This is a genomic window from Rhodococcus sp. PSBB066 (assembly GCF_017068255.1).
Lineage (GTDB): Bacteria > Actinomycetota > Actinomycetes > Mycobacteriales > Mycobacteriaceae > Rhodococcus > Rhodococcus aetherivorans.
Genome location: NZ_CP070859.1, coordinates 1,319,734 through 1,342,802, shown reverse-complemented (window position 1 = coordinate 1,342,802; position 23,069 = coordinate 1,319,734). Strand labels below are relative to the sequence as shown.

The window sequence follows — 23,069 nt, the reverse complement described above, 5'->3', positions numbered from 1 at the left end:
AAGTGGTCGTTACTGAGCGGTGAGTCCGCCGTCGACCGGAATGGTCACGCCGGTGATGTAGCTGGCATCGTCGCTGTTGAGGAAGGCGATCACCGACGCGATCTCCTCGGGCTGAGCACCCCGGCCGAGCGGGATGGTGGCGACGAAGTCCTTGGTCAGGGCCGAGACGTCGGCGCCGGGCTCGCGCCCGAAGAACTGCGAGAGCATCGGCGTGACGACCTGGCCGGGGCAGATGACGTTGACCCGGATACCGTCCTTGGCGCCGACGAGCGCGAGGGAGCGGGCGAACGGGACGAGCGAGCCCTTGGTCATCGAGTAGATCGGGCTGAACGGCGAACCGATCAGCGCGGACGTCGACGACGTGAGGGTGACCGAGCCCTTGCCCTCCGCCTTCTTCAGCAGGTCGAAGCCGAGGGTGGTGGAGTAGTAGGCGCTCTTGACGTTGACCGCGATGTTCTTCTCCCAGTCGGCGTCGCCGACCTCGAGGCCGCCCGGGCCGGGCATGCCGACCTGCGCGTGCAGCGCATGGAGGACGCCGTGGTCGGCGTCGATCTTGCCGAAGAGCGAGCGAAGATCGTCGTTGTTCGTCGCGTCCACCCGCATCGGAGTGGCCTGACCGCCCTCGGCCCGGATCTCCTCGGCGACGGTGACCGCACCGTCCTCGGACAGGTCGGCGACGTACACGTGGCCGCCCTCCTGGGCGATGCGATGGCTGATCGCGCGGCCCATGCCCGAACCACCGCCGATGATCGCGGCAATACGTCCCTCGTAACGACCCAGCATTTCGTTCACCTCGTTCTCGAGAAGTTCTTCGTTGATGTGCAATGTCAGGCGCGCTGATCGAACGTGCGGCCCAGGAGCTCGGAGACGATCCGGGTGCGCTGCATGGTCGGCGTGCCGCCCGCCAGCGCCCATCCGTGCGAATCGCGGTGCAGCCGTTCGATTCCGAACTCCTCGGTGTACCCGTTGCCGCCGTGCAGCTGGATCGCCATGTCGGTGACGCGCTTGGCCATCTCGTTGGCGGTGCACTTGGCGAGGGAGACCTCGAGCGGATCGGGCAGGCCGTCGGTGATGTTCGCGACGGCGCGATCGCGGAGCAGCCGAGCGGCCTCGACCTGCAGGACCATGTCGGCCAGGGTCATCTGGACGGACTGGAACTCGACGAGCGGCTTGCCGAACTGGTGGCGTTCCTGCACGTAGGTGACGGTGCGGTCGAGCGCCTCCTGCCCGATGGCCAGGCTCATGGTCGTGTTGCCCAGGCGCTCGATGGTGAACGCGCCGAACAGCTTCCTGAAGCCGCCGGCCTCGGCGACAATGTTCTCCTCCGGAACGACCACGTCGTCGTAGAAGATGTCGGCCGACGGAATGCCCCGGAAGCCCATGAGCTTCTCGCGTGCGCCGTAGCTGATGCCGGGCCGGTCGGCCTCGACGAGGACGGCTCCGATGCCCTTGGCGCCGGGGGCATCGCCCATGCGGCAGTAGGTGAGGTAGACGTCGGCCTCGCTGCCGTTGGAAATCCACCGCTTCATGCCGTTGACGACGACACCCTTGTCGGTGCGCACGGCCTTGGTGGTCATGTCGGTGGCGGCGGAGCCGGCGTCGGGCTCGGAGATCGCGACGGCCATGGTCTTCTCGCCGGCGACGATCTGCGGCAGGAACGTCTTCTTCTGGTGTTCCGTGCCCAGGCGGGCGATGGCCTGGGCCGGGCCGGTGTTGGATTCGAAGATCTGGAAGGCCGCCGGCCGGCACACCTTCGCGAACTCCTCGATCACCGCCAGGGCGTGGGACAGCGGGGCGCCGGACCCTCCGTACTCCTCCGGCAGCGAGATGCCGAGATAGCCCAGCTCGCCGAGGAAGCGACGCTCGTCGTGCGGGAACGCGGTGCGTTCGAGATCCCACTGCGCAGCCTTCGGTGCGTAGCGTTCCCGGGCTACGGTCGCCGCGGCCGCACGGATGTCCCGGAGCTCGTCGTCGACGTGCGATGTCGCCATGTCCCCACCTTTCTGTGTTCATCATTAACCTAAAGTGCCCACCGGATGTGGTCAAGGTCACTCAGTTCGATGACTCACATACTAACCATGATAATGATTAAGAGGCAATCGCTTCTTTGGTCGATGGTCGCCACCCAGGCCCGGAAGGGTCGTCACCTGCGGAATTCGCGGCCTCGCCGGCGCCGCCCTGTCCTTCCCGCGCCTCCACCGCCTATTGTGCAATACATCACAATCGTTATCAGTTTCTATGGAGGTCACATGACGACACTCGACTCGTCCCCGACGGCGCTGGAGGAGCTGGCCCGGCGCCTCACCCGGCTCGAGGACCGTGCGCGCATCCAGGACCTCGTCGCGGCCTACGCCATCGCCGTCGACGACCACGACCTCGAGACCCTGCTCTCGCTGTTCACCGAGGACGGCGAGTTCGAGCGCGCCGGCTCCATCGCCCGCGGGCGCGAGGAGATCCGCGAGTTCTACGTCGCCGCCATGGACCGCTACAGCCTGACCCTGCACTCGCCGCAGAGCGACCAGATCTCCGTCGACGGGGACCGCGCACGCGGATTGCTCACGGGCCGAGCAGAACTGGCGCTCGACGGGACGTTGATGATGGCGGCGTACCGATACTCCGACGAGTACGCCCGCATGGACGGCCGCTGGCTGTTCCGGCGCCGGGACCTGCGGTTCATGTACGCCGTGCCGTTCGAGCGGATGAATGCGGGCCTGTGCACGACGGAGCGCATCCAGTGGCCGGGCACCCCGCACCGGCGCGCCGACTTCCCCGAATCCCTGCCGACCTGGTCGACCTACCGATGAGGGCCCTACCGGTGTGACGCGGGCCATACGATCGGTCGGAGAATGGTTTATAGTAACCATCATCATGAATTGATTTCCCGACTGGAGGAACGCCCATGACCCGCGCTGTCATCGTCGACGCCGTCCGATCCCCCACCGGACGGGGCAGAGCGCAGGGAGCGCTGGCTGGGGTGCACCCCAGCGATCTGCTCGCCCAGGTCCTGGCCGGGCTCGTCGCCCGCAACGACCTCGATCCCGGCCTGATCGACGACGTCCTCATCGGCTGCGTCAACCAGTCCGGCGAACAGTCCGCCACCCCCGGGCGGCAGGCCCTGCTCGCGGCCGGATTTCCCACGCACGTGCCCTCCGTGACCATCGAACGCAAGTGCGGCTCCGGCCAGCAGGCCGTCGACTTCGCGGTCCAGGGCATCACCGCCGGCGCGTACGACATCGTCGTCTCCGGCGGCGTCGAGTCGATGAGCCGGGTCCCGATGGGATCGGCGGCCATGGGCAAGGACCCGCACGGGCCCGCCGTGCGCGAGCGCTTCCCCGATCTCGTCCCGCAGGGCATCGCCGCGGAGCTCGTCGCGCAGAAGTGGGCACTGAGCCGGGCCGAGCTGGACGAGTACTCGGCCCGCTCGCACGAACGCGCGGCACACGCGCGCGCCGCGGGCTGGTTCGACGGCGAGATCGTTCCCGTCACCACCCCCGACGGCGTGGTGACCTCCGACGAGACCATCCGCGAGGGCACGACCGCCGGCAGGCTCGCCGGTCTGCCCGCGGCCTTCGACACCGACACGTGGCGCGAGCGCTTCCCCGACCTGGACTGGAAGGTCACCGCGGGCAACTCCTCGCAGATCTCCGACGGCGCGGCCGCCCTGCTGATCATGTCCGAGGAGAAGGCGGCCGCGCTCGGCCTGCGCCCCCGGGCCGCGATCGTGGCCTCGGCCGTCGTGGGCGACGATCCCACCCTCATGCTCACCGGCCCCATCCCCGCCACCGAAAAGGTCCTCGCCCGGGCGGGCCTGTCCGTCCGGGACATCGCCGCCTTCGAGGTCAACGAGGCATTCGCCGCCGTCCCCCTCGCCTGGCAGCGCGAGATCGGCGCGTCCGACGACGTCCTGAACCCGCTCGGCGGCGCCGTCGCCCTCGGGCACCCGCTTGGCGCGTCCGGTGCCCGGCTGATGACCACACTGCTCAACCACCTCGAACGCACCGGCGGGCGCTACGGCCTGCAGACCATGTGCGAAGCCGGCGGAATGGCCAACGCGACCGTCGTGGAACGACTGTAGAAACCCACTTCCGACTCAGGAGAAAACATGGACATCACCCAGGGATCGGCGGTAGTGACCGGCGGGGCCTCCGGCCTCGGCCTGGCCACCGTCAAGCGCTTCGTCGGCCTCGGCGTGCCGACGGTGATCCTCGACCTGCCCACCTCCGACGGGGAGGTCGTCGCCAAGGAACTCGGCGAGCTCGCCGTGTTCGCACCGGCCGACGTCACCGATCCCGACGCGGTGAACCGCGCACTCGACGCGGCCGAGGAACGCGCTCCGCTCCGGGCCGTCGTGCACTGCGCCGGCCGCGGCGGCACCGTCCGCGTCGTCGAGAAGGACGGCACCCCCGGTTCGCTGGACATGTACGAGAACCTGATCCGGATCAACCTGATCGGATCGTTCAACGTGCTGCGCCTGTCGGCCGCCCGCATGGTGAACAACGAGCCCGTCGACGGCGAACGCGGCGTCGTCATCCTCACCGCGTCGGTCGCGGCGTGGGAGGGCCAGATCGGCCAGATCCCCTACGCCTCCGCCAAGGCCGGTGTCGTCGGCATGACCCTCGTCGCCGCCCGTGATCTCGCCCGGAAGCTCGTGCGCGTCAACAGCATCGCGCCGGGCACCTTCGACACACCGATCCTGTCCCGGTTCTCGCAGGAGATCCGCGACGGACTCGCCTCCCAGACCCCGCACCCCGCCCGCCTCGGGCAGCCCGACGAGTACGCGAAGCTCGCCCTGTCGATCGTGGACAACGCGATGATCAACGGCGAGACGATCCGTATCGACGGCGCGATCCGCATGCAGCCCCGCTAGGAGACAGCCATGGACACCCCCGTACACGTCGAACAGTCCGACGGCGTGCAGATCATCACGATCAACCGGCCCGAGGTGCGTAACGCGATCAACACCGAGACCGCCGTCGCCGTCGCCGCGGCCCTCGACGAACTCGACTCCCGCGACGATCTCGTCGCCGGCGTGATCACCGGCGCCGGCAAGACCTTCTGCACCGGGATGGACCTGAAGGCCTTCCTCGCCGGCGAACGCCCCTCCGTCGAGGGTCGCGGCTTCGCGGGCATCACCGAGAAGTCCCCGGCCAAGCCGCTCGTCGCGGCGGTCGAGGGACACGCCGTGGCCGGCGGATTCGAGATCGTGCTCGCCTGCGACCTCATCGTCGCCTCCGAGACAGCCGTCTTCGGCCTCCCCGAGGTCAAGCGCGGCCTGCTCGCCGGGGGCGGCGGACTCCTGCGGCTGCCGCGCCGCGTCCCGCACCAGCTCGCCGTCGAATGGTGCCTCACCGGTGAGTACTTCTCCGCGCAGACCGCGTACGAGGCGAAGCTGCTCAACCGCCTCGTGCCCGAGGGGCAGGCGCTGACCGAGGCGATCGCCCTGGCGAAGACCATCGCGAAGAACGGCCCGCTCGCACTGCGCGCCACCAAGCAGATCATCGCGCAGGCCCGGGACTGGTCCAACGAGGAGGAGTTCGAGCGCATGCGCGAGATCTACGAGCCGGTGCGTTCCTCCGCCGACGCGAAGGAAGGCGCGCTGGCGTTCAAGGAGAAGCGCGAACCCGTCTGGCAGGGACGCTGACCCAGCGGTACGACGAGCGGGGCCCGGGAGGAATTCCCGGGCCCCGCTCGCATTCGTGTGCCGAAGGACCGAATGTCACACCGCTTCGATCTGATCGAAGCGGTGTGACATTCGGCCACAGGATGAATCAGGCCGACGGCTTGGCGACGACCACCTCACGGCTGCCGTCCCATTCGACGAGCACGCCCGGGGTACGCATGTCGTGACCCTCGAACGTGATCTCGCCCTGTGCACCGTCGAATCCTTCGGCGGTGACCTGCTCGAGACCACGCTGGATGTCCTCGCGGGACGCACCGCCGGAGGCCTTGATCGCGCGCGCCAGCAGCCACGCGGCGTCGTATCCCTCGGCCGCGTAGTTCAGCGGGTCCTCGTTGTACTTCGCCCGATACGCCGCGACGAACTCCTGGGACGACGCCGCCGGCTGGTCGAGTGTGAAGTTGGCGGTCCAGAACATGCCGGCGCCGTCAGCCCCCGCCGGGACGAGGTTCTTCGCGCCTGCACCGGTCTGGCCGAGCACCGGTCCCGTGTATCCGGCCTGGCGCAACTGCCGCATGGCCGTGGCGTTCTGGGCGCCGGTGAGGAGCATCGCCACGGCGTCGGGCCGTTCCCCGGCGATCTTCGTCGCCGAGGACGCGAAGTCCTGGGTGGTGTTCTGCACGGACGTGGTCGAGACGATCTGGTAGCCGTGCTCGGCCTGCCCCTCGGGAAGGTTCTTCTCCGCCATCTCCGCGAGGGCCGGGTTGGCCGCGTTGAACAACACGCTGACCCGCTCGACGCCGAGGTCCTCGAGATGAGCCAGGGAGGTGCCGATGTGCGTGGTCTGCGGCGGGGTCGCCCGGAAGGTGTAGTCGCCGCCGAGCACACCGTCGCTGGCGGACTGCGTGTAGACGGTCGGCAGCTTCGCCCGGTCGACGAGCGGCGAGATCGCGATCGCCTGGGCACTGGAGATGCCGCCGAGCAGGGCGCTGACCGACCGGTCCGCGGTCGCTTCGGTCGCCTGGCTCACAGCGGTCTGCGTGTCGCTGGCCGCATCGCGGCTCTCGAGCACGAGCTTCGACTCACCGAGGAACCCACTGCTGTTGACCTGTTCGACGGCGAGCTCGATACCCCGGAACTGGGGCAGGCCACCGAAGGCGGTCAGACCGGTCTTGTCGGTCACGGACACGATCTTGATCTCGCCGGGCATCTCGCCGGACCCCACGGTTCCGCCGCCGCCCGAGCCGCACGCGGTGGTCAGGGCGAGCCCGGCGACACCGGCCAACGCGGCGACGGCAATGCGCTTGTTCTTCATTCTCTTCCGTTCTCGGTTCAGTTGTCGGTTCCGGTGAGCGCGGCTTCACCGAGGAAGGCCAGCACCACGGACGAGTGGTTCCGCGCCTCGTCGACCGGTCCGGAGTACACGGATTCGCCGCGGTTGACGACGACGACGTCGTCCGCGATCTTCATGCCGGCCTCGGCGTTCTGTTCGACCATGAGGACGCCGATGCCACGGTCGGCGATGCTGCGCACGCTGGCCATGACCCGGTCGACCACGGCGGGGGCCAGACCCATCGACGGCTCGTCCATGAGGATGTACCCGGGCTGCGACATGAGGCTGCGGCCGAAGGCGAGCATCTGCTGCTCGCCGCCGCTGAGCAGGCCGGCGGGGCCGGACTGCCGCTCCTCGAGGATGGGGAACATCTCGAACACGGTCCGCATCGATTCCTCGCGGGCCTTCTTCGACGCCACCAGGCCCCCGATCTTGAGGTTCTCGTGGACGGTGAGCGAGCCGAACACCTTGCGGCCCTCGGGAACCAGCGAGATGCCCCGCTTGAGGATCTTGTGGGCGGGCCATCCCTTGATCGACTCGCCGTCCAGAAGCACGTCCCCGGAACTGGGCGTGGTCAGCCCCGCGACGGTGCGGAGGGTGGTGGTCTTGCCGGCGCCGTTGGCGCCGAGGACGAGCGTCACCCGGCCCGGCCGCGCGGTGACGGACACCCCGCGCACGGCACTGACCTTGCCGTAATCGACGTGCAGATCACGAATCTCGATCATCGTTGTCCTGCTTTCCGAGATAGGCCTCGCGCACCGCCGGATCACGCACCACGTCGGCGGGGGAACCGGAGGCGATGAGCTGTCCGGAGTTCATGGCGAAGAGGTGATCGCAGACGTCCACCATCATCTGCACGTCGTGTTCGACGATCAGCTGGGTGAGTCCCTCCGAGCGCAGGTCGGACATCAGCCCGCCGATCTCCTCGCGTTCGAAGCGGTTCATGCCGGCGGTGGGTTCGTCGAGCAGCAGCAGCTTCGGGGACATCACGATGGCGCGGGCGATCTCCACCCGGCGCTGCAGGCCGTACGAGAGCTGGCCGGGGCGCAGCTTCTCCTTGCCGTCGAGCCCGGTGCGTTCGAGGGCGGTGCGCACGGCCGCCTCGGCGGCGTCGCGTTCGGTGCTGTCGACCCGTCGCCACCACCGTCGCGGTCCCGCGATCAGGTCGTGCCCGAGTTCGACGTTCTCGTGCACGGTGAGATCGTCGAGGAGACGGACGGTCTGGAAGGTGCGCCCGATGCCGAGCCGCGCCACCTGCTCGGGTTGGACGCCGGAGAAGTCCCGCCCCTCGAAGTGCATCGATCCGCGGGTCAGGGGCGTGAGCCGGGTGACGGCGCCGAGCAGGGTGCTCTTGCCCGACCCGTTGGGTCCGAGGATGCCGGAGATCAGGCCGCGCTCGAGGCCCAGGGTGATGCCGTCGACGGCCTTGATGCCGCCGAAGTGGACCGCGAGATCCTCGATGCGTAGCACCCGGTCCGGAACCCGGCCGGGAACGCCCTCCTGGGGAGCGACTTCGGTGGTCATCGCGTTTCTCCTGTCGAGGCGGAGTGGGCACCGGTGCCCGCGAGTTCGGCGCCGAGTTCTGCGGCGGCCTCGTCGTCGGCCGCGTCGGCGAGACGTTCCGCGGCAGCCGCGTCCTCGAGGGCTGCGCTGTCGCGACGGGCGAGGCGGCGACGGTACAGGTCGGTGACGACGCCGGTGATGCCGCCGGGCATGAAGATCGCGGCGATGGCGACGATGATGCCGTAGACGATGCTCTGGTAGGTGCCCACCTGCTCCAGCATCACCGGAAGCCACGTGAAGATGAGGGCGCCGATGAGCACACCGAGCCAGGACCGGGAGCCACCGACGATGATGATCGTCAGCGCGAGCACGATCAACGGGAAGCCGATGTTCTCCGGGGCGATGGCCGTCATCATCAGGATGTTCAGGGCGCCTCCGAGCGCGCCGAGCACACCGCTGATCACGAAGGACATCCGGCGGTAGCGGGCGACGTTGATGCCCATGGCCGAGGCGAGTTCCGGGTCTTCGCGGACCGCCTCGATGCGCCGGCCCATGCGGCCACGCTCGCTGAGGATCATCGCCGCGACGACGGCGGCACAGACGACGGCCAGGTGCGGGACGGAGATCTCCGGGGTGGTGAGAACGCCGAACAGGCCGACCGAGCCGCCGGTGAGCTCGCCGCCGTTGTGGGCGACGACGGTGACGATCATGACGAACGCGACGGTGGCCATGGCCAGGTACAGGCCGGCGAGGCGCTGCAGGATCAGCGAGAGCAGGTATCCGATGACCGCGCAGATCACGACGATGGCGGCGGTCGCGGAGATTGCGTCGAATCCGTAGTGCAGCACGAAGATTGCGGCGCCGTAGCTGCCCATGCCGTAGAAGGCGGCGCCGGCGAAGGAGAACACTCCCATCCGGAACTGGATCTGGATGCTCAGGGCGAGCAGCAGCACCGTGAACGTGCTCTGGATGAGGACGATGTTGGAGAAGTAGAAGTCGCTCATACCCGTCGCACCTCCTTCCTTCCGAAGATGCCCTGCGGCCGCAGCAGCAGAACCACGAGGATGAGGCCGAAGCCGACGGCGTCGACCCAGCCGCCGCCGGTGTAGCGGAGCACCAGGACCTCGGAGAACGCGAGCACCATCGCGCCGAGCGCGGCGCCGCCGGTGCTGCCCACGCCGCCGAGGATGATGATGGCGAACGCCTTGATGAGGAGGGTCTCACCGCTCTCGGCGGTGATGGCGCCGAGGTTGTACGTGAGCAGGGCACCGGCGAGGCCGGCGAGGCCGCCCGACACCGCCATCGTCAGCAGCGACAGCTGGCGCCGCTTGACGCCCATCAGTTCGGCGGTCTCCGAGTCCACGCCGATGGCCCGCAGGGCGAGCCCGTGGCTGGTGTTCTTGAGCCAGAAGGAGATCGCCAGCGTGAGGATCAGCGCGCAGCCGAGCACGATCAGGCCCGTGCTCGTCAGTCGCAGGTCGCCGACGGTGTAGACCGACGTCTCGTACGAGCTGCCCACGAAGCCGAACGGCTCGCTCAGCGTGCGGAACTGCACGACGGCGACCGGGATGGTGCCGATTCCGATGCCGCCGATGAGGATCTGCAGTTCGGCGGTCCGCTGGTTCTTGGCCCGTCGCAGGATCGGCTGGAACGCGAAGACGTCGATGGCCGCCGAGAGCGCCGCCCCGACCACGACGGAGATCAGGCAGACCGTGACGAGCCCGAGACCGACGTTGGACACGATCTGGGAGGCCACGAACGCGGAGAACATGAAGATCCCGCCGTGGGCGAAGTTGAGGATGTCGATCGTTCCCCAGGAGATGCTCATTCCCAGGCAGAAGAGCAGGTAGATGGAGCCGAGCACGAGCGCGTCGATCACCAGCTGTGACATGACGCCTGCCTTCCTCCGGCCGGGATTCCCCGGCGGCGGTGCGATGTTCTTCCGGTCATTCGTCGAACTCCTTGGTGCACAGGTGCGGAGCGATCCGCACTACTTCGCCGATTCCTGGTCGTCGATCAGCACTTCTTCCGTGCCGTTCCATTCCACGAGCACGCCGTTGACGCGCATGTCGTTGCCTTCGAAGCGCACCGGGCCGAGCGCGCCGTCGAAGCCCTCGGCCACGACCTGCTCGAGGCCGCGCTGCAGGTCGTCGCGGGACGCACCGCCGGCGTTCTTGGCAGCGTGGGCGAGCATCCAGGTCGCGTCGTAGCCCTCGGCCGCGTAGTTGAGCGGATTCTCCCCGTTGTACTCGGCGCGGTACGCCTCGACGAACTGCTGCGAGGACTCGTCCTTCTGGTGGAAGCTGAAGTCGGTGGCCCAGTACATGCCCGCGCCCGCGGCACCGGCGGGTGCGAGGTTGCCCGCGCCGGCGGCGGGGTTGCCCACCACGGTGCCGGTGTAGCCGGCCTGGCGCAGCTGCGACATGGCCGTGGAGTTGCCGGCGCCGACGAGCAGGACGATGACCGCGTCGGGCTTCTCACCGGCGATCTTCGTTGCGGTGGTGCCGAAGTCCTGCGTGGTGGCCTGGACGGAGGTGCTCGACAGGATCCGGTAGCCGTACTTCTCCTGGCCCTCGGGGATGGTCTTCTCACCGAGTCCGGCGAGGGTGACGTTGCCCGCGTTGTAGAGCACGCTCACGGTCTTCACACCCTGTTGCTGCAGCCGCTCGAGCGCCTTGACGAAGTAGGTCTCCATCGGAGCCGTCGCGCGGTAGGTGTAGTCGCCGATGACGACGCCCTCGCTGCCGGACTGGGTGAAGATCGTCGGCAGCCCGGCCCGTTCCACGAGCGGGGCGATCGCGACGGCATGGGCGCTGAGCACCGGTCCGAGTAGGGCGCTGACACTCTTGTCGGTCAGCGTCTCGGTGGCCTGGCTGACCGCGGTCTGCGTATCGCTCGCCGAATCACGCTTCTGCAGAACGATCTTCGAGTCACCCAGGTAATTCTGCTCGTTGATCTCCTGGATCGCGAGTTCGATGCCCTTGAGCTGGCTGTTGCCGACGTACGCCGTGGTGCCGGTCTGGTCGGTCACGGAGACGACCTTGATCTCGGCCGGCAGGTCACCGTCGGCGACGGTGCCGTTTCCGCCGGAGCCGCAGGCGGCCGTGAACAGGACGCCGAACGCGCTCGCGGCTCCGAGCAGACGACGCCGGACTTTCCGGTCGACTCGAGACATGTGTGCACCTTCCGGTCGAATGATATGCATCATTAGTCGTGATGCCCGTCACAGTAGAGCCACGCCGACGAAATGTCCAGAGGCCGATCCGGATATGCGCAGGAATTATTTGCGGGCGGGGACGCGTACGGGGTCCACGGCGACGGCCGGCGTCCACCGACCCCGGCCCGCCCCCGCGACGGCCACACAGAAGAGGACAAAAATCGTTACCGCACCGGCGGATCCGTAGGAGTATCCCCACGCCGACGAGAAGGCGCCGGCCACCAGGATCATCACCGCCGCGAAGCCGTACGACGAACACGCGTACAGCGACGTGCTCCTCCCCTGCTCCACCGGCGTCATGCCGGCGGTGAGCAGGATGAGGCCCTGCGCGTATGCGAAGCCCTGCCCGATGCCCCACAGGAAGCTGCCGGCCAGTACCGGCCACAGCGTGCGGGCGACGAGGCCGGCGGCGACGAACACGCCACCACCGGCGAGCAGGAGCAGACACAGCTGGGGCCCCGGGAAACGGCCTGCGGCCCGGGCGAGGTAGGGGCCCAACCAGGCCGTGACGAGCAGGATGATGGCGGCGAGGACGCCGACCACCAGCAGCTCGGACCCGATCCCGTCGCGCAACGCCGACGGCAGCACGCCGACGGCGATGCCGCCGACCGTCCACCCGGCCGCACCCAACCCGTAGGCGGGCAACCTGTTCCGGTCGAACGCGGCGCCCGCGCCAGCCGGAACGGGCCCCGCCGGGCGCGGGGGCTCGGCGTGCCGGAGCGCGGAGAGCCGGCGTCTGTTCCCCCACAGCGCGGCGGCGAGCAGCAGTCCCGAGAGCACGAGGGAGACGGCGTGCAGCCGATAGATGAGAACGGTGGGCTCCGGCAGCAATTGGGCGACGGTGGCCGCGGCGATCAGGCCGAGGAACGAGCCGGCGATCGCGCCGGTCGCCGCCAGGGTGCGGCCCGCGTCGCCGCGCGCCGCCACGGCGAGCGTGGCGGCGGATCCGGTGGCGAGCCCGACACACGTTCCGGTCAGGGCACGGCCGACGAAGAGCAGCCCGGCGGTGTCGGCACCGGACCACAGGGCGACGTCGCCGAGGACCCCGACGACGAGCGCACCCGGCAGGACGGCCCACGCGAACCGTCCGAGCGCGCTCCTGCTCACGACCAGGAACATCGACACCAGGGCGACGAAGTACGTCACGAACAGGGCGGCCAGCACGAACGGGGACAGGCCCAGATGGTCCTCGTACAACGGCAGGATCGGGCCCGGAATGTTGGACCCGACGACGGCGAACGTGAATGCGGCCGCCACCGCGGCGCCCAGGAGGACCGGTCCCCGGCCGGGTCGCGGAGCCCGGACCGCGATCATGCCCGTACGGGCAGACTCTTCACGAGCGGTGGGTCGTAGTCGGTCTTTCCGATCTTGGAAGCGCCGCCCGGTGAGCCGATCTCGGCGAAGAAGTCGGCGTTGATCTGCGTGTACCCGGCGCGATCCTCGGGGACGTCGTCCTCGAAGAAGATCGCCTCCACGGGGCAGACGGGTTCGCAGGCGCCGCAGTCGACGCATTCCTCCGGGTTGATGTACATCATCCGGCCGCCCTCGTAGATGCAGTCCACCGGACACTCCTCGATGCACGCCTTGTCGAGGACGTCGACACAGGGCTCGGTGATGGTGTAGGTCACTGCGCACTCCTCCGATTCGATGACCGCGTGATTTAGGTCATAATCATATTCATTGATTGTCGGGTGTCAATGGGTGTCCGCTCCGAGTGCCTCGACGACCGGCCGGCGACGCACCACCGCGACCCCGGCACCGCAGACGCAGGCCAGGAAGAACCCGCAGAAGGCGTAAGTCGCCGGGCGCAAGCCGATTCCGTCCGCCAGGAATCCCAGCCCGAGGATCCCCGACCCGACGGTGGCGTATCCGGCGAGCCACACCATGGACACCACTTCGGCGGTCCGCCCCTCCGGCGCATACCCGCGCGCGAGGGTGAGCCCGGCGAGCTGTGCCAGGCTCTGACCCAGGCCTGCCGCGATCGCGGCCACGACGATGACGGGCACCGAGGCGGCGCCGACGGCGACGGCGATGAGCACCGCGGCCAGCGCGGAAACCGAGAGCCCGACCACCGCGACCCGGTAGATGCTCATCCGGCGGACGAGGAACTGCGCCCCGGCCCCGGCCCCGAAGACCACGAACGACACCGCGCCGGCCAGGGTTCGCGTGTCGTTGCCGAGCAGGTCGGCGATCAACGCCGGGCCGAGGGAGATGAACAGCCCCGCCAGCGCGAAGGGGCTGCCGGCCACAGCCATGGACAGCAGCACGGTTCCCGCGATCTCGCGCGGGATGCTCGGCAGCTGCACCCAGCGACCGCCCACCCCGGCCGGACGACCGCCGACGGCGGTCAGCGGTATCGCGGCCGCCGCCAGCGGAACGATCAGCACCAGGAAGACCAGCCGTGTGGGCGCCGGCGCGACGTCGGCCAGCACCCCGGAGAGCAGCGGCCCCACGGCCGACCCGGCGACGGGTGCCGCGCTCGCGTACAGCGCGGCACGCGCTCCGCGGCCGGGGCCGAACGCGTCGGCGATCGCCGCCGACCCCGCCGCGCCGAACGCCCCGGATGCGAGGCCGATGAAGAACCGCCCCGCCTCCAGCCACAGGGGCGTGCGGGCCGTCGCGAACACGAGGCAGGCCACGATCGCGAGACCCAGGGCGGGCAGCAGGACGGCCCGACGTCCGAATCGGTCCGAAGCGCGGCCACCGAACACCAGCGCCACGACCGACCCGACTATGTAACTGACGAAGATCAGGCTGACCGTGCTGGGTGGAAAACCCATCTCGCGCTGCCAGACCACATACAGCGGAGCCGGGGCATTGCTCGCCGCGAACACGAGGAACACCGACAGTGCGATCCACGACGGCCGAGCCACCCGGCGCCTTTCCAGAACCTCGACCGACACCCGGCCTCCCTATTGATATGAATGATTAGCCCCTATAGAGAGTGGCACATTCCCGGCGCCCGTGGAGCGAATTGCCGGACCGTACGATGGCGGACTCCCGAGAGAAAGGTGCCGACCGTGGACCCTGAGGCCGATCCGTCCACGCCACTCGAGTCCTTCGGGTCGGCGGTCCGCGCCGGATGGCACGCCGTCTCCGCGGTGAGCGAGCCCGCGCCGCCCCTGCTCGTCGCCCTCACCGCCACCGTCGCGCTGGTGCTGGTGACGGTGCGCCCGCTGTGGCTGGTGACGCGGCATGTGATCACCCAGGCACACGAGGGCTCGCACGCGCTCGTCGCACGGCTCGTGGGCCGGCAGCTGGCGGGCATCCGCCTGCACAGCGACACCTCGGGCGTGACCGTGTCCTCCGGCAACCCACGCGGGCCGGGCATGATCGCCACCGCGTTCGCCGGGTACACCGGCCCGGCCGTGCTCGGGTTCGTGGCCGCGACCCTGCTCACCGTCGACCGGCCCGCGGCGGTGCTGTGGTCCGTGCTGGCCGCGCTCGCCCTGCTGATCCTGTTGATCCGCAACTTCTTCGGATTCGTCTCGGTGCTGGCGGCCGGCGCGGTGATCGGGACCGCCGCCTACTACGGCGACGAGCTGGTGCGCTACACCGTCGCGTACCTGACCACCTGGGTGCTGCTGTTCGGCGCCACCCGGCCGGTGCTCGAACTGGCGCGCACCCACCGGCGCGGCCGCGGGCAGGGCTCCGACGCGGATCAGCTGCGGTGGCTCACCCGGGTGCCGACGGCGGTATGGATCGTGGCGTTCGCGGTCGTCACGCTCGGTACCGCGGCGTACGGCACCGCACGCATCGTCGCGACGCAGGTGCCCTGATCACGGCTCGAGCGCGATCGCCACGGCCCGCACCGGGGCGCCGTCCGCGTCCCGCAGCCGCAGCGGAAGAAGACTGATCAGCGGATCGGGAAAGTCCACGAGTTCGAGGTTGCACAGGTTCTCGCACACGATGCCGCCGGCCTCGGCGACGAGGCGATGCGCTGGATAGTCACTGCCGAGGGCGGAATCGATGCTCGGGGCGTCGAGGCCGATGGTGCGCACGCCCCGCCCGAGCAGCCACCGGCACGCGTCCTCCGACAGATAGGGGTGCTCGAAGTAGGCATCGGTGCCGTAGTGCTCGGCCCACCCGGTATGCAGGAGGACGATGTCGCCGGGGCCCGGGTCCGGTCCGCCGGCCACTCCGTCGACGACGTGCCGCCGCGTCACCGCGGTGCGCGGCGGCAGGCCCCGCACGTCCAGGACGATCCCGCGACCCACGAAATGTTCGAGCGTCACCCGGTCGATCGGCGCGGCCCCGGCGCGCATGTGCAGCGGGGCGTCGACGTGCGTTCCGGTCTGCGAGCCGATCTCCACCCGCAGCAGGTTGTACCCGTCGCGCTCGAGCGTCGCGTGCGGCGTCAGCACCGGCACGGGATCGCCCGGGTAGACCTGGGTGTCGCCGGAGACGGTGCGGCTCAGGTCGACGATCCGGCGCACGCGCATGCGCCGATGCTAACGGGTGACCCGCGATCCGCGGGGTCACGCAGCGCCGCCGCGCGGGGCTCACTCAGCGCGCCGGCGCTGCCGTGAGGTGATGCCGGTCGGCGCGGTCGATCGTCGCGGCCGCGACGAGTACGCCGACCACCACGCCGACGAGGGTGTCGGCGATCCGGCTCAGCGCGATCTCCGGCCCGACGGACGCCCCGAGACCGGTGAGGAGCAGCGCCATCGCGGTCACCGCGACGGAGGTCGCTGCGTAGTTCTTCATCACGTACAGTTCCGCCACCGTCTGCAGGACGACGATGGCCAGCGCGTACGGCCAGTAGTCGAGGGACAGCGCGAGCAGCGCGGCGGCGAGCACCGCGCCTGCGACGTTGCCGAGCAACCGCTGGATCGCGCGCTGCACGGTGTTCCGGTAGTTGGCCCCCTGCAACGCGGCCATCGCGCCCATCGTCGCCCACAGCGGGTGCTGCAGACCGGCGGCCTCGGCGAACCAGCCCGCGATCAGCGCGGCGAGCAGCACCCGGCCCGCGCCGACGAGAAGCGCGCGATCGCGCAACCGGGCGAATCCCTCTCGCGCGAACCCGGCGGGCCGCGCGAGGACCGGCGCCCCAGCCGCATCGACGCGAGGAATCGCGATGTCGCGCCGCACCTTTCGCAGCTCGGCCTCGAACAGGGCGAATTCGGCGACGCGATCGGCCGCGACGCCGGATGCGGCCCCGTCGACGACCGTCTCGGCCGCGTCGAGCAGCGCGAGCAGTTCGTGGGTGTGCCGGTCGGTCCGGCTGAATCCGAGCGCGAGAACCTCGTGGGCGCGGGCGATCGCCGCCCGGGCGCCCGGCACGGCCCGTTCGCCGTCGCGTTCGATCGCCGCGACCGCCGCCAGGGCCCGGGCCACGGCGAGCCGGGCGGGACCGTGCGGGTGATGCAGCGCGGGCAGCATCGCGACGGCCCAGCCGACGAGCGCGCCGAGGGCCGTCGCGACGACCACGTCGCGCACGTCTACGGCGGTGCGTGCGAATCCGGCGGCACCGGCCGCGGCGAAGATGAGGATCACCGGGCCAGGGCCGGACAGCCGGAAGGCGCCGAGGATCCAGAAGGCGATCGCGGCCGCGACGGAGAGCACCGCGATCTGCGTCCACATGGCCGCACCGGTGGTCCCCACGGCGGCACCGAGTGCGGCGTACCCGACCACCCCGAGGCCGACCACCGCGATCTTGCCGGCCTGCTGCGAGTAGGGCTCGTGCCGGCCGAACGCCGAGGCGAGTGCACCGAGGGCGGCGAAGCCGGCCGGATGCGGCAGATCCAGCAGCCCTCCCGCGACGAGGACTACGAGAACTGCCGCCCCGACGCGCAGCGCCGGAGCGCGCGTGGCGTCCGCACTGCGGAACTCGAGCGACTCGCGCCACGCCGTCGGCGAGAGGGAGTGCGCGAGGGCGATCCGCGAGTGACGGAGGCGGCTGCGGTCCGGGACAGAGGTAGCGAGGGGCACTCCCCCAGTGTAGATACTTCACGTATAAATTAAATATAAATCGATTGTGAGACTCATCGCTAGAATGGGCCCATGACGGACGCCACCCAGCCCGAGGACTTCGTCGACCGCGTGCGGGTCGGCTGGGCCGAGACGTACCCCGACATCGACACGCGACCCATCGACGTCGTCGGCCGCATCACGCGGATCAGCTCCCTGGTGCTCGCCCAACTGGACCGCGAACTCGTCCCCAGCGGCGTCACGCGCCCCGAATTCGAGGTGCTGTGCGCCCTCGCCCGCAGCGAATCACCGCTGCGCGCCAGCGAAGTCACCTCCGTCACCGGACTGAGCGGCGCTTCCACCACCAAGCACGCGGACCGCCTCGTCGGGCTCGGCCTCGTCGAACGTCAGCGCTTCGAGCGGGACGGTCGCGTGGTCCTGCTCGCACTCACCGATGCGGGGCGAGCCGTGGTCGACACCGAGTTCCCGCGCCGCCTCACCCGGGAACGCCACCTGCTCGACGGATTCACCGACGGCGAACTCGACACCCTCACCGCTCTGCTGCGGCGCCTCACCCGCGAGGTCGAGGCGCAGACCCGGCCCTGATCCGGGACGTCAGGGCAGCTCGATCGTCTCTGCGCGTTCGATCTCGCCCAGCGCGCGGCGCAGGTAGAGCTCGGGACCCGCCCGGCGGGCCGCGAGCAGATCCGCGAGCACGACCAGCCCCGCCCGCAGGTACTCGTCGGGGCGAGCCTTCGGCGCGTCGGGATCGGACACCCCGAGCGTGCCGGTGAGCACCGCGACCAGCGTGTCCGGCTGCAGCGACGGCAGCCACGTCGACGCCGTGCGCGCGCTGCGCTCCAGCACCGCCTGCACGTCCTCGCCGGTCAGCCCGTCCGGATGCAACTCCTCGAGCAGTTCCCGCATCATCGTCGCGTGTACCCCGGCGACCTGCTCGTACGGCAACGCGGCGAGCTCGGCCACCGCGTCCTCCCACGCCGGCACCGACTGCGCCCGGGCCGCGGCGAGCGCGGTCGCGGTGTGATCCGCAACGTCGCGTGCGATCTCCGGCCACTGCGTTGGCCACACGATGTCCTCCTGGGGTTGCCGACATGTCGGCGCCAGCCTGCCAGCCGGCACCGACATCCGTGTCACACCCGGCGTTGCAGCTCGAGCGCGTCCCACGGCGCGTAGCCCTTGATGTCGTTGTCGAAGTACACGTACACGTCGCGCCCCTCGGAGCGCCAACCGCGGATCCGGGCCGCCCACTCGTCCAGCGCCTCGGGGGTGTAGCCGCTGGCGTACAGCTCGGTGTCGCCGTGCAACCGCACGTAGACGAAATCGGTGGTGGCCTCGGTGAGGAACGGGAAGCGGCCCGCGGTGTCCGCGACGACGAGGGCGACGTCGAGCCGGCGGAGCAGGGCGGCCGCCTCCTCGTCGGCGAAGCTGGGGTGGCGCACCTCGAGCGCGTACCGGATCGGCCGGTCCGCGTCGATCTCGGTCCACACCCGGTCCTCGCGCACCTTGTCCGTGTGCCGCGCCGCGAGCGCCGCGGCCTCGCGCGTCGACGCGGGCAGGCTCGTGAGAAATGCGCCGAGGCGCTCCGGCTCGAATGCCAGAGTGGGGGGCAGTTGCCACAGCACCGGTCCGAGCTTGGGACCGAGGGCGAGCACACCGGAGGCGAAGAAGTTGGCGAGGGCGTCGTCCACGTCGACGAGACGCTTCATGTGGGTGACGAACCGTCCGCCCTTGACGGCGAAGACGAACCCGTCCGGCGTCTCGTCGCGCCACCGCAGGAAGCTCGACGGCCGCTGCAGCGCGTAGAAGGTGCCGTTGATCTCGATGGAGCCGAACCGCTCCGCGGCGTACTCGAGTTCGCGGCGCTGCGGCAGGCCGGACGGATAGAAGTCGCCACGCCACGGGGCGTACCGCCAGCCGGAGATCCCGATCCGCACCTGAGCCACCGCTACACGGTAACGCTCGTCACGACTGGGAATCGGATCGTCATTCGGCGGGCGCCGGGCGCGGCACGGGCCTACGCTGTGCCCGAACTACGAGACCGCATCCTAGGAGTGGCCGTGTCCGAGAGAGCTTTCACCGCAAACGATCAGTTCAGTCCCCTGTTCAAACAGATGTGGTGGTTGGTGCTGATCCGCGGCATCCTCGCCGTGTTGTTCGGCGTGGTCGCCCTGGTGTGGCCCGGGATCACCGTCTGGGCCCTGGTGGTGGTGTTCGGCATCTATGCCATCGTCGACGGCGTGGTGCTCGTCTACCACTCGATTCGTGACCGGGCCCGCCTCGACGGCTGGGGCTGGTGGCTCGCGATGGGCCTGGTCTCCATCGCCGCCGGCATCGTCGCCCTCGTCTGGCCGGCGGCCACCGCGCTCGTGGTGCTGTACATCATCGCGTTCTATGCGATCCTCTTCGGCGTCACCGGCATCATCGGTGCGCTGAGCTTCCGGAAGGTACCGAACTCCGGGTGGGGATGGTCGCTGTTCGCCGGGATCCTCGCCGTCCTGCTCGGCGTCGTGCTGCTGATCTTCCCGGGCAGCGGCATCATCAGCCTGATCTGGTTGCTCGGCATCTACGCGATCCTCTTCGGCGTGCTGCTGATCGTCCTTTCCTTCCAGATCCGCAAGGTGGCCAAGGCGGCCGGGCTCGTGTGAGCCCGGCCGCCCGGGGCCGGCTCAGGCGACGTCCTTGAGCCGGCCCCACGCGTGCCAGCGGTCGATGTCGATCCAGGCACTCACCCGCGGCCGGTTGCGCACCCCGTACGGCTTGCCGGTGTAGTGCCGCGCGATCCGGTCGATGTCGGTCAGTTCCGGGTCGTCGGCGAACTCGGTGACCCGGCCCTGGATGCTCACGTGCGTCACCCAGTCCGTCGGGTCCATGGCGCTGAGACTGACCCGGGGATCGCGCCGCAGGTGCCCGAGGCGGGTGCGACCGGCGTCCATGTTGACCAGGATGCGGCCGTTCTCGAACAGATACCAGGTGGGCACCGACACCGGATGTCCGTCGGCGCGCAACGTGCTGATCGTGGCGTAATTCGGCTGGGCCAGCATCTCGGCGACGGCCTGCGGCAGCGGGGCTTCGGGCACGGCGTGGTCCTTTCCTCGGCGGACGGTGGCGGATGTTCGATCACGAACCTACGCCGGTTCCGGCGGAAACCATCCCGCGACAGGGCCTCCGGGCCGACGATGGGAGGGTCCACGAGCCCGACCATGGAATGGTCCGACAGCCGAGGAGCTGAGAACATGCCGAAGTACCTGTGGCAGGTCACCTACACCCCGGAGGGCGCGCAGGGGCTGCTCTCCGAGGGTGGTTCCGTCCGTAGTTCCGCCATCACCGAGATGGTCGAGAGCGTGGGCGGCAGCGTCGAGTCCGTGCACTTCGCACTCGGCGGGCACGACCTCTACGTCATCGGGGAGGTGCCCGACGACCTCGCCGCGGCCACGCTCGAGTTCCGCACCCGGGCGTCCGGCATCGCGCGTTCCGTGCCGATCCGGCTGCTCACCCCGCAGGAGATGGACGACGCGGTGCATCGCAACGCCGCGTACCGGACGCCCGGGCACTGAGCGGGCCGCTCCCCCCGGGCACCGAGCGGGCCGCTCCCCGGGCACCGGCGACGAACTCGAGGCGCAGGTCTCCGGGTACTTCGCCGATCGCCCCGCCCGGCTCGGGGTGCCGTCGTTCCGGTCAGGCGACCGGGGTTGCGGCCACCGATCGGGCCGGAAGCAGTCCCGCCCGGCCGTGCGCGACGAACTCGGCCTCGTAGCGGTCCCGCGCGTCCTCGCCGAACGGAACGTACTCGCTGGTTCGTCCCACCCGGACCAGGACCGGATCGTCGGTGCGCCACGCCGCGGACCGCAACGGCGCCTTGTTCACCTTGTTGCTGCCTGTCAACGGGATTCGCTCGACGATCCGCACGAACCGCGGCCACCACTTGTCGCCCATGTCCGGTTGCGCGGCGAGGAACGAACCGAACTGTCGCCCGTCCAGGTGCGCGCCGGGCGACAGTTCGAGTACACACATGACCTGGTCGCCGGTGACCGGATCGGGCACCGCGAAGACCGGGGCGGGCAGGACCGCCAGATGACGCTGCAGAATCCGTTCGATCGGTGCCGCGGAGAAGTTCTCGCTGTCGACCCGTAGCCAGTCGGAGGAGCGGCCGGCGAAGTAGAAGTACCCGTCGGCATCCCGGTATCCGAGATCCCCGGACCAGAAGTCGTCGCCCCGGACGCGGTCCGCCATCGCCCCCGGGTTCTTGTAGTAGCCCTCGAACATGCCGGCAGCCCCCACCGCGACGATCTGCCCCACCGCCTCGGGGTTCGTCAGCCGGCCGGTGGCGTCGAACCGGGCGCGTGGGCATTCGTGTCCGGTCGCCTCGTCCAGGATCCGGACGTCGGCGTCGCCGGCGGGCAGGCCCAGCGAGCCCGGCGGAGTCCCGGGCGTGCGGTTGATCCGGAACACTCCCTCACTGAGGCCGTAACCCTCGATCACCGTGCAGCCGAATCGCTCGGCGAAACGCGCGACGTCGGCCTCGGAGGCCTCGGTGCCGAACGCCAGTTCCAGTGTGCCCGTCCGGTCCCGGGGATCCTCGGGCCGGCTCAGCACGTAGGACAGGGCCCGGCCGACGTAGTTGACGAACGTCGCGCCGTACCGGTGGATGTCGTCCCCGAAACGCGAGGCGGAGAACTTGCGGACCATCGCCACCGTGGCCCCCACGCGCATCGCCGTGCCCAGGTTGAGCATGAGCGCATTGCCGTGGAACAAGGGCATGCACAGGTAGGCGACCGAGTCCCGGCGCATCTGTGTCCGGTCGACGAGAACGTCGATCAGCCGGCCGAGTCGCCCCTGGCCGACGACGACCGCCTTGGGCGCCCCGGTGGATCCCGAACTGAACAGCAGAAGGGCAAGTTGCTCAGGCGACGGTGTCGCGGCGGGCGGCTCCACGCCGCGGAACGGTGCGAGCAGTTCGGCGTAGGAGTCCGAGTCGACGTTCAGGATCCGCTCTTCCGCAAGGCCGTGCTCCTCACCGTGGACCAGGTGCGCGAGCCGGTTCTCGGTGAGGAGGAGGTCGACGTCCGCGTGGGCGATGTCGTGAGCGATCTCGGGCCCGCCGCGGCTGGCGTTGATTCCGACTACGACGGCGCCGGCGAGCGCCCCGGCTCCTATCCAGAACACGAAATCGGGCACGTTGTCCAGCAGGACCCCGACGTGGCGTTGCCGACCGGCCGGGGCGGTCACGATCGACTCGAGAGCGGCTGCTCTACAGGCGCTTTCGGACACCACCTCGTCCCAGGTCCAGTCTCTCCCCTCGAAACGCAGTCCGACTTTCGGGTCGCCTCGCCGCGCGAGCAGCACGTCCGTGAATGTCTCCACCGTCCACCTCCGCTGTGTGCAGCATGCGGCGCCTGCCGTCCGGTTCGACGCACCGCCGGGAACCGTCCGGTGCGGAATCGTCGCCGCGGCTGCAACGCCTCGATTCT

25 protein-coding genes are annotated in these 23,069 nt (G+C 69.7%); 8 read left to right on the top strand and 17 right to left on the bottom strand.

All coding sequences use genetic code 11. The features are described 5' to 3' along the window. Positions 1-9: 9 nt before the first annotated feature. A complete protein-coding gene (locus tag JYA75_RS06250; RefSeq protein WP_196813340.1) occupies positions 10-783 on the bottom strand; it encodes an SDR family oxidoreductase in 774 nt (257 codons plus the stop codon). A gap of 44 nt (positions 784-827) precedes the next feature. Then, positions 828-1,991, bottom strand: coding sequence for an acyl-CoA dehydrogenase family protein (locus tag JYA75_RS06245; RefSeq protein WP_029546558.1), 1,164 nt, complete (start codon positions 1,989-1,991; stop codon positions 828-830). 258 nt (positions 1,992-2,249) lie between these two features. On the opposite strand from JYA75_RS06245, the gene JYA75_RS06240 reads away from it, so the two are divergent. The 4 genes from JYA75_RS06240 (at position 2,250) to JYA75_RS06225 (ending at position 5,641) form a co-directional block, all read left to right on the top strand. Continuing rightward, positions 2,250-2,804, top strand: coding sequence for a nuclear transport factor 2 family protein (locus JYA75_RS06240; RefSeq protein ID WP_185713259.1), 555 nt, complete (start codon positions 2,250-2,252; stop codon positions 2,802-2,804). A gap of 95 nt (positions 2,805-2,899) precedes the next feature. Then, the gene (locus JYA75_RS06235; protein WP_185713260.1) at positions 2,900-4,075 is read left to right on the top strand and encodes a thiolase family protein; all 1,176 of its coding nucleotides are present in this window, start codon (positions 2,900-2,902) and stop codon (positions 4,073-4,075) included. 27 nt (positions 4,076-4,102) lie between these two features. Continuing rightward, positions 4,103-4,867, top strand: a complete 765-nt coding sequence (locus JYA75_RS06230; protein ID WP_185713261.1) for an SDR family NAD(P)-dependent oxidoreductase — start codon at positions 4,103-4,105, stop codon at positions 4,865-4,867. 9 nt (positions 4,868-4,876) lie between these two features. Beyond that, on the top strand, positions 4,877-5,641 hold the full coding sequence (locus tag JYA75_RS06225) for a crotonase/enoyl-CoA hydratase family protein (protein WP_029546561.1): 765 nt from the start codon (positions 4,877-4,879) through the stop codon (positions 5,639-5,641). A gap of 127 nt (positions 5,642-5,768) precedes the next feature. Here JYA75_RS06225 and JYA75_RS06220 read toward each other — a convergent pair whose 3' ends face one another. From JYA75_RS06220 to JYA75_RS06180, 9 genes are all read right to left on the bottom strand, one after another. After that, positions 5,769-6,932 carry an ABC transporter substrate-binding protein gene (locus JYA75_RS06220; RefSeq protein WP_029546563.1) on the bottom strand — a complete coding sequence of 388 codons (1,164 nt, stop codon included), beginning with the start codon at positions 6,930-6,932 and terminating at the stop codon, positions 5,769-5,771. A 17-nt stretch (positions 6,933-6,949) separates the two neighbouring features. Further along, a complete protein-coding gene (locus JYA75_RS06215) occupies positions 6,950-7,675 on the bottom strand; it encodes an ABC transporter ATP-binding protein (RefSeq protein ID WP_006941656.1) in 726 nt (241 codons plus the stop codon). Then, positions 7,659-8,474: an ABC transporter ATP-binding protein gene (locus JYA75_RS06210; protein WP_185713262.1), complete on the bottom strand. Its 816-nt coding sequence runs from the start codon at positions 8,472-8,474 to the stop codon at positions 7,659-7,661. The genes JYA75_RS06215 and JYA75_RS06210 overlap by 17 nt, the downstream gene beginning before the upstream one ends. Next, positions 8,471-9,457: a branched-chain amino acid ABC transporter permease gene (locus JYA75_RS06205; RefSeq protein ID WP_006941659.1), complete on the bottom strand. Its 987-nt coding sequence runs from the start codon at positions 9,455-9,457 to the stop codon at positions 8,471-8,473. Before JYA75_RS06205 ends, JYA75_RS06210 begins: the two co-directional genes overlap by 4 nt. After that, on the bottom strand, positions 9,454-10,344 hold the full coding sequence (locus JYA75_RS06200) for a branched-chain amino acid ABC transporter permease (RefSeq protein ID WP_006941660.1): 891 nt from the start codon (positions 10,342-10,344) through the stop codon (positions 9,454-9,456). Before JYA75_RS06200 ends, JYA75_RS06205 begins: the two co-directional genes overlap by 4 nt. Before the next feature lie 99 nt (positions 10,345-10,443). Next, on the bottom strand, positions 10,444-11,628 hold the full coding sequence (locus tag JYA75_RS06195) for an ABC transporter substrate-binding protein (protein ID WP_029546566.1): 1,185 nt from the start codon (positions 11,626-11,628) through the stop codon (positions 10,444-10,446). A gap of 105 nt (positions 11,629-11,733) precedes the next feature. Continuing rightward, the gene (locus JYA75_RS06190) at positions 11,734-12,984 is read right to left on the bottom strand and encodes a quinolone resistance protein norA (RefSeq protein ID WP_185713263.1); all 1,251 of its coding nucleotides are present in this window, start codon (positions 12,982-12,984) and stop codon (positions 11,734-11,736) included. Continuing rightward, positions 12,981-13,298, bottom strand: coding sequence for a ferredoxin (gene fdxA, locus JYA75_RS06185; protein ID WP_029546568.1), 318 nt, complete (start codon positions 13,296-13,298; stop codon positions 12,981-12,983). The genes JYA75_RS06190 and fdxA overlap by 4 nt, the downstream gene beginning before the upstream one ends. Before the next feature lie 66 nt (positions 13,299-13,364). Continuing rightward, a complete protein-coding gene (locus JYA75_RS06180; protein ID WP_230304360.1) occupies positions 13,365-14,573 on the bottom strand; it encodes an MFS transporter in 1,209 nt (402 codons plus the stop codon). Between the two features lie 117 nt (positions 14,574-14,690). Between JYA75_RS06180 and JYA75_RS06175 the strand changes: the two genes are divergently transcribed. After that, positions 14,691-15,449 carry a M50 family metallopeptidase gene (locus tag JYA75_RS06175; RefSeq protein ID WP_043803186.1) on the top strand — a complete coding sequence of 253 codons (759 nt, stop codon included), beginning with the start codon at positions 14,691-14,693 and terminating at the stop codon, positions 15,447-15,449. On the opposite strand, the gene JYA75_RS06170 is transcribed toward JYA75_RS06175, so the two are convergent. Both JYA75_RS06170 and JYA75_RS06165 read right to left on the bottom strand, forming a co-directional pair. Continuing rightward, on the bottom strand, positions 15,450-16,112 hold the full coding sequence (locus JYA75_RS06170) for a cyclase family protein (RefSeq protein WP_043803167.1): 663 nt from the start codon (positions 16,110-16,112) through the stop codon (positions 15,450-15,452). Between the two features lie 64 nt (positions 16,113-16,176). Then, positions 16,177-17,601: an FUSC family protein gene (locus JYA75_RS06165; RefSeq protein ID WP_029546572.1), complete on the bottom strand. Its 1,425-nt coding sequence runs from the start codon at positions 17,599-17,601 to the stop codon at positions 16,177-16,179. A 72-nt stretch (positions 17,602-17,673) separates the two neighbouring features. Between JYA75_RS06165 and JYA75_RS06160 the strand changes: the two genes are divergently transcribed. Beyond that, the gene (locus tag JYA75_RS06160) at positions 17,674-18,186 is read left to right on the top strand and encodes a MarR family transcriptional regulator (RefSeq protein WP_006941674.1); all 513 of its coding nucleotides are present in this window, start codon (positions 17,674-17,676) and stop codon (positions 18,184-18,186) included. A 9-nt stretch (positions 18,187-18,195) separates the two neighbouring features. On the opposite strand, the gene JYA75_RS06155 is transcribed toward JYA75_RS06160, so the two are convergent. Beyond that, a complete protein-coding gene (locus JYA75_RS06155; protein ID WP_043803162.1) occupies positions 18,196-18,669 on the bottom strand; it encodes a hypothetical protein in 474 nt (157 codons plus the stop codon). Positions 18,670-18,731: 62 nt separating this feature from the next. Next, positions 18,732-19,544: a DUF72 domain-containing protein gene (locus JYA75_RS06150; RefSeq protein WP_029546575.1), complete on the bottom strand. Its 813-nt coding sequence runs from the start codon at positions 19,542-19,544 to the stop codon at positions 18,732-18,734. Between the two features lie 108 nt (positions 19,545-19,652). Here JYA75_RS06150 and JYA75_RS06145 point away from each other — a divergent pair, with 108 nt between their 5' ends. Continuing rightward, positions 19,653-20,246 carry an HdeD family acid-resistance protein gene (locus JYA75_RS06145; protein WP_037201226.1) on the top strand — a complete coding sequence of 198 codons (594 nt, stop codon included), beginning with the start codon at positions 19,653-19,655 and terminating at the stop codon, positions 20,244-20,246. A gap of 21 nt (positions 20,247-20,267) precedes the next feature. Here JYA75_RS06145 and JYA75_RS06140 read toward each other — a convergent pair whose 3' ends face one another. After that, a complete protein-coding gene (locus JYA75_RS06140) occupies positions 20,268-20,678 on the bottom strand; it encodes a PPOX class F420-dependent oxidoreductase (RefSeq protein WP_006941679.1) in 411 nt (136 codons plus the stop codon). A gap of 156 nt (positions 20,679-20,834) precedes the next feature. Between JYA75_RS06140 and JYA75_RS06135 the strand changes: the two genes are divergently transcribed. Then, positions 20,835-21,155, top strand: coding sequence for a GYD domain-containing protein (locus JYA75_RS06135; protein WP_010594059.1), 321 nt, complete (start codon positions 20,835-20,837; stop codon positions 21,153-21,155). A 121-nt stretch (positions 21,156-21,276) separates the two neighbouring features. Here the strand turns inward: JYA75_RS06135 and JYA75_RS06130 are convergent, their stop codons facing one another. After that, positions 21,277-22,962 carry an AMP-binding protein gene (locus tag JYA75_RS06130; protein WP_203329800.1) on the bottom strand — a complete coding sequence of 562 codons (1,686 nt, stop codon included), beginning with the start codon at positions 22,960-22,962 and terminating at the stop codon, positions 21,277-21,279. Positions 22,963-23,069 lie beyond the last annotated feature (107 nt).

Excerpts from the sequence above, each read along its gene's own strand:
- JYA75_RS06135 (WP_010594059.1), top strand. The coding sequence starts at position 20,835 with ATGCCGAAGTACCTGTGGCAGGTCACCTACACCCCGGAGGGCGCGCAG.
- JYA75_RS06170 (WP_043803167.1), bottom strand. The coding sequence starts at position 16,112 with ATGCGCGTGCGCCGGATCGTCGACCTGAGCCGCACCGTCTCCGGCGAC.
- JYA75_RS06240 (WP_185713259.1), top strand. The coding sequence starts at position 2,250 with ATGACGACACTCGACTCGTCCCCGACGGCGCTGGAGGAGCTGGCCCGG.
- JYA75_RS06235 (WP_185713260.1), top strand. The coding sequence starts at position 2,900 with ATGACCCGCGCTGTCATCGTCGACGCCGTCCGATCCCCCACCGGACGG.
- JYA75_RS06160 (WP_006941674.1), top strand. The coding sequence starts at position 17,674 with ATGACGGACGCCACCCAGCCCGAGGACTTCGTCGACCGCGTGCGGGTC.
- JYA75_RS06195 (WP_029546566.1), bottom strand. The coding sequence starts at position 11,628 with ATGTCTCGAGTCGACCGGAAAGTCCGGCGTCGTCTGCTCGGAGCCGCG.
- JYA75_RS06245 (WP_029546558.1), bottom strand. The coding sequence starts at position 1,991 with ATGGCGACATCGCACGTCGACGACGAGCTCCGGGACATCCGTGCGGCC.
- JYA75_RS06250 (WP_196813340.1), bottom strand. The coding sequence starts at position 783 with ATGCTGGGTCGTTACGAGGGACGTATTGCCGCGATCATCGGCGGTGGT.
- JYA75_RS06210 (WP_185713262.1), bottom strand. The coding sequence starts at position 8,474 with ATGACCACCGAAGTCGCTCCCCAGGAGGGCGTTCCCGGCCGGGTTCCG.
- JYA75_RS06190 (WP_185713263.1), bottom strand. The coding sequence starts at position 12,984 with ATGATCGCGGTCCGGGCTCCGCGACCCGGCCGGGGACCGGTCCTCCTG.
- JYA75_RS06215 (WP_006941656.1), bottom strand. The coding sequence starts at position 7,675 with ATGATCGAGATTCGTGATCTGCACGTCGATTACGGCAAGGTCAGTGCC.
- JYA75_RS06225 (WP_029546561.1), top strand. The coding sequence starts at position 4,877 with ATGGACACCCCCGTACACGTCGAACAGTCCGACGGCGTGCAGATCATC.
- JYA75_RS06205 (WP_006941659.1), bottom strand. The coding sequence starts at position 9,457 with ATGAGCGACTTCTACTTCTCCAACATCGTCCTCATCCAGAGCACGTTC.
- JYA75_RS06230 (WP_185713261.1), top strand. The coding sequence starts at position 4,103 with ATGGACATCACCCAGGGATCGGCGGTAGTGACCGGCGGGGCCTCCGGC.
- JYA75_RS06220 (WP_029546563.1), bottom strand. The coding sequence starts at position 6,932 with ATGAAGAACAAGCGCATTGCCGTCGCCGCGTTGGCCGGTGTCGCCGGG.
- JYA75_RS06200 (WP_006941660.1), bottom strand. The coding sequence starts at position 10,344 with ATGTCACAGCTGGTGATCGACGCGCTCGTGCTCGGCTCCATCTACCTG.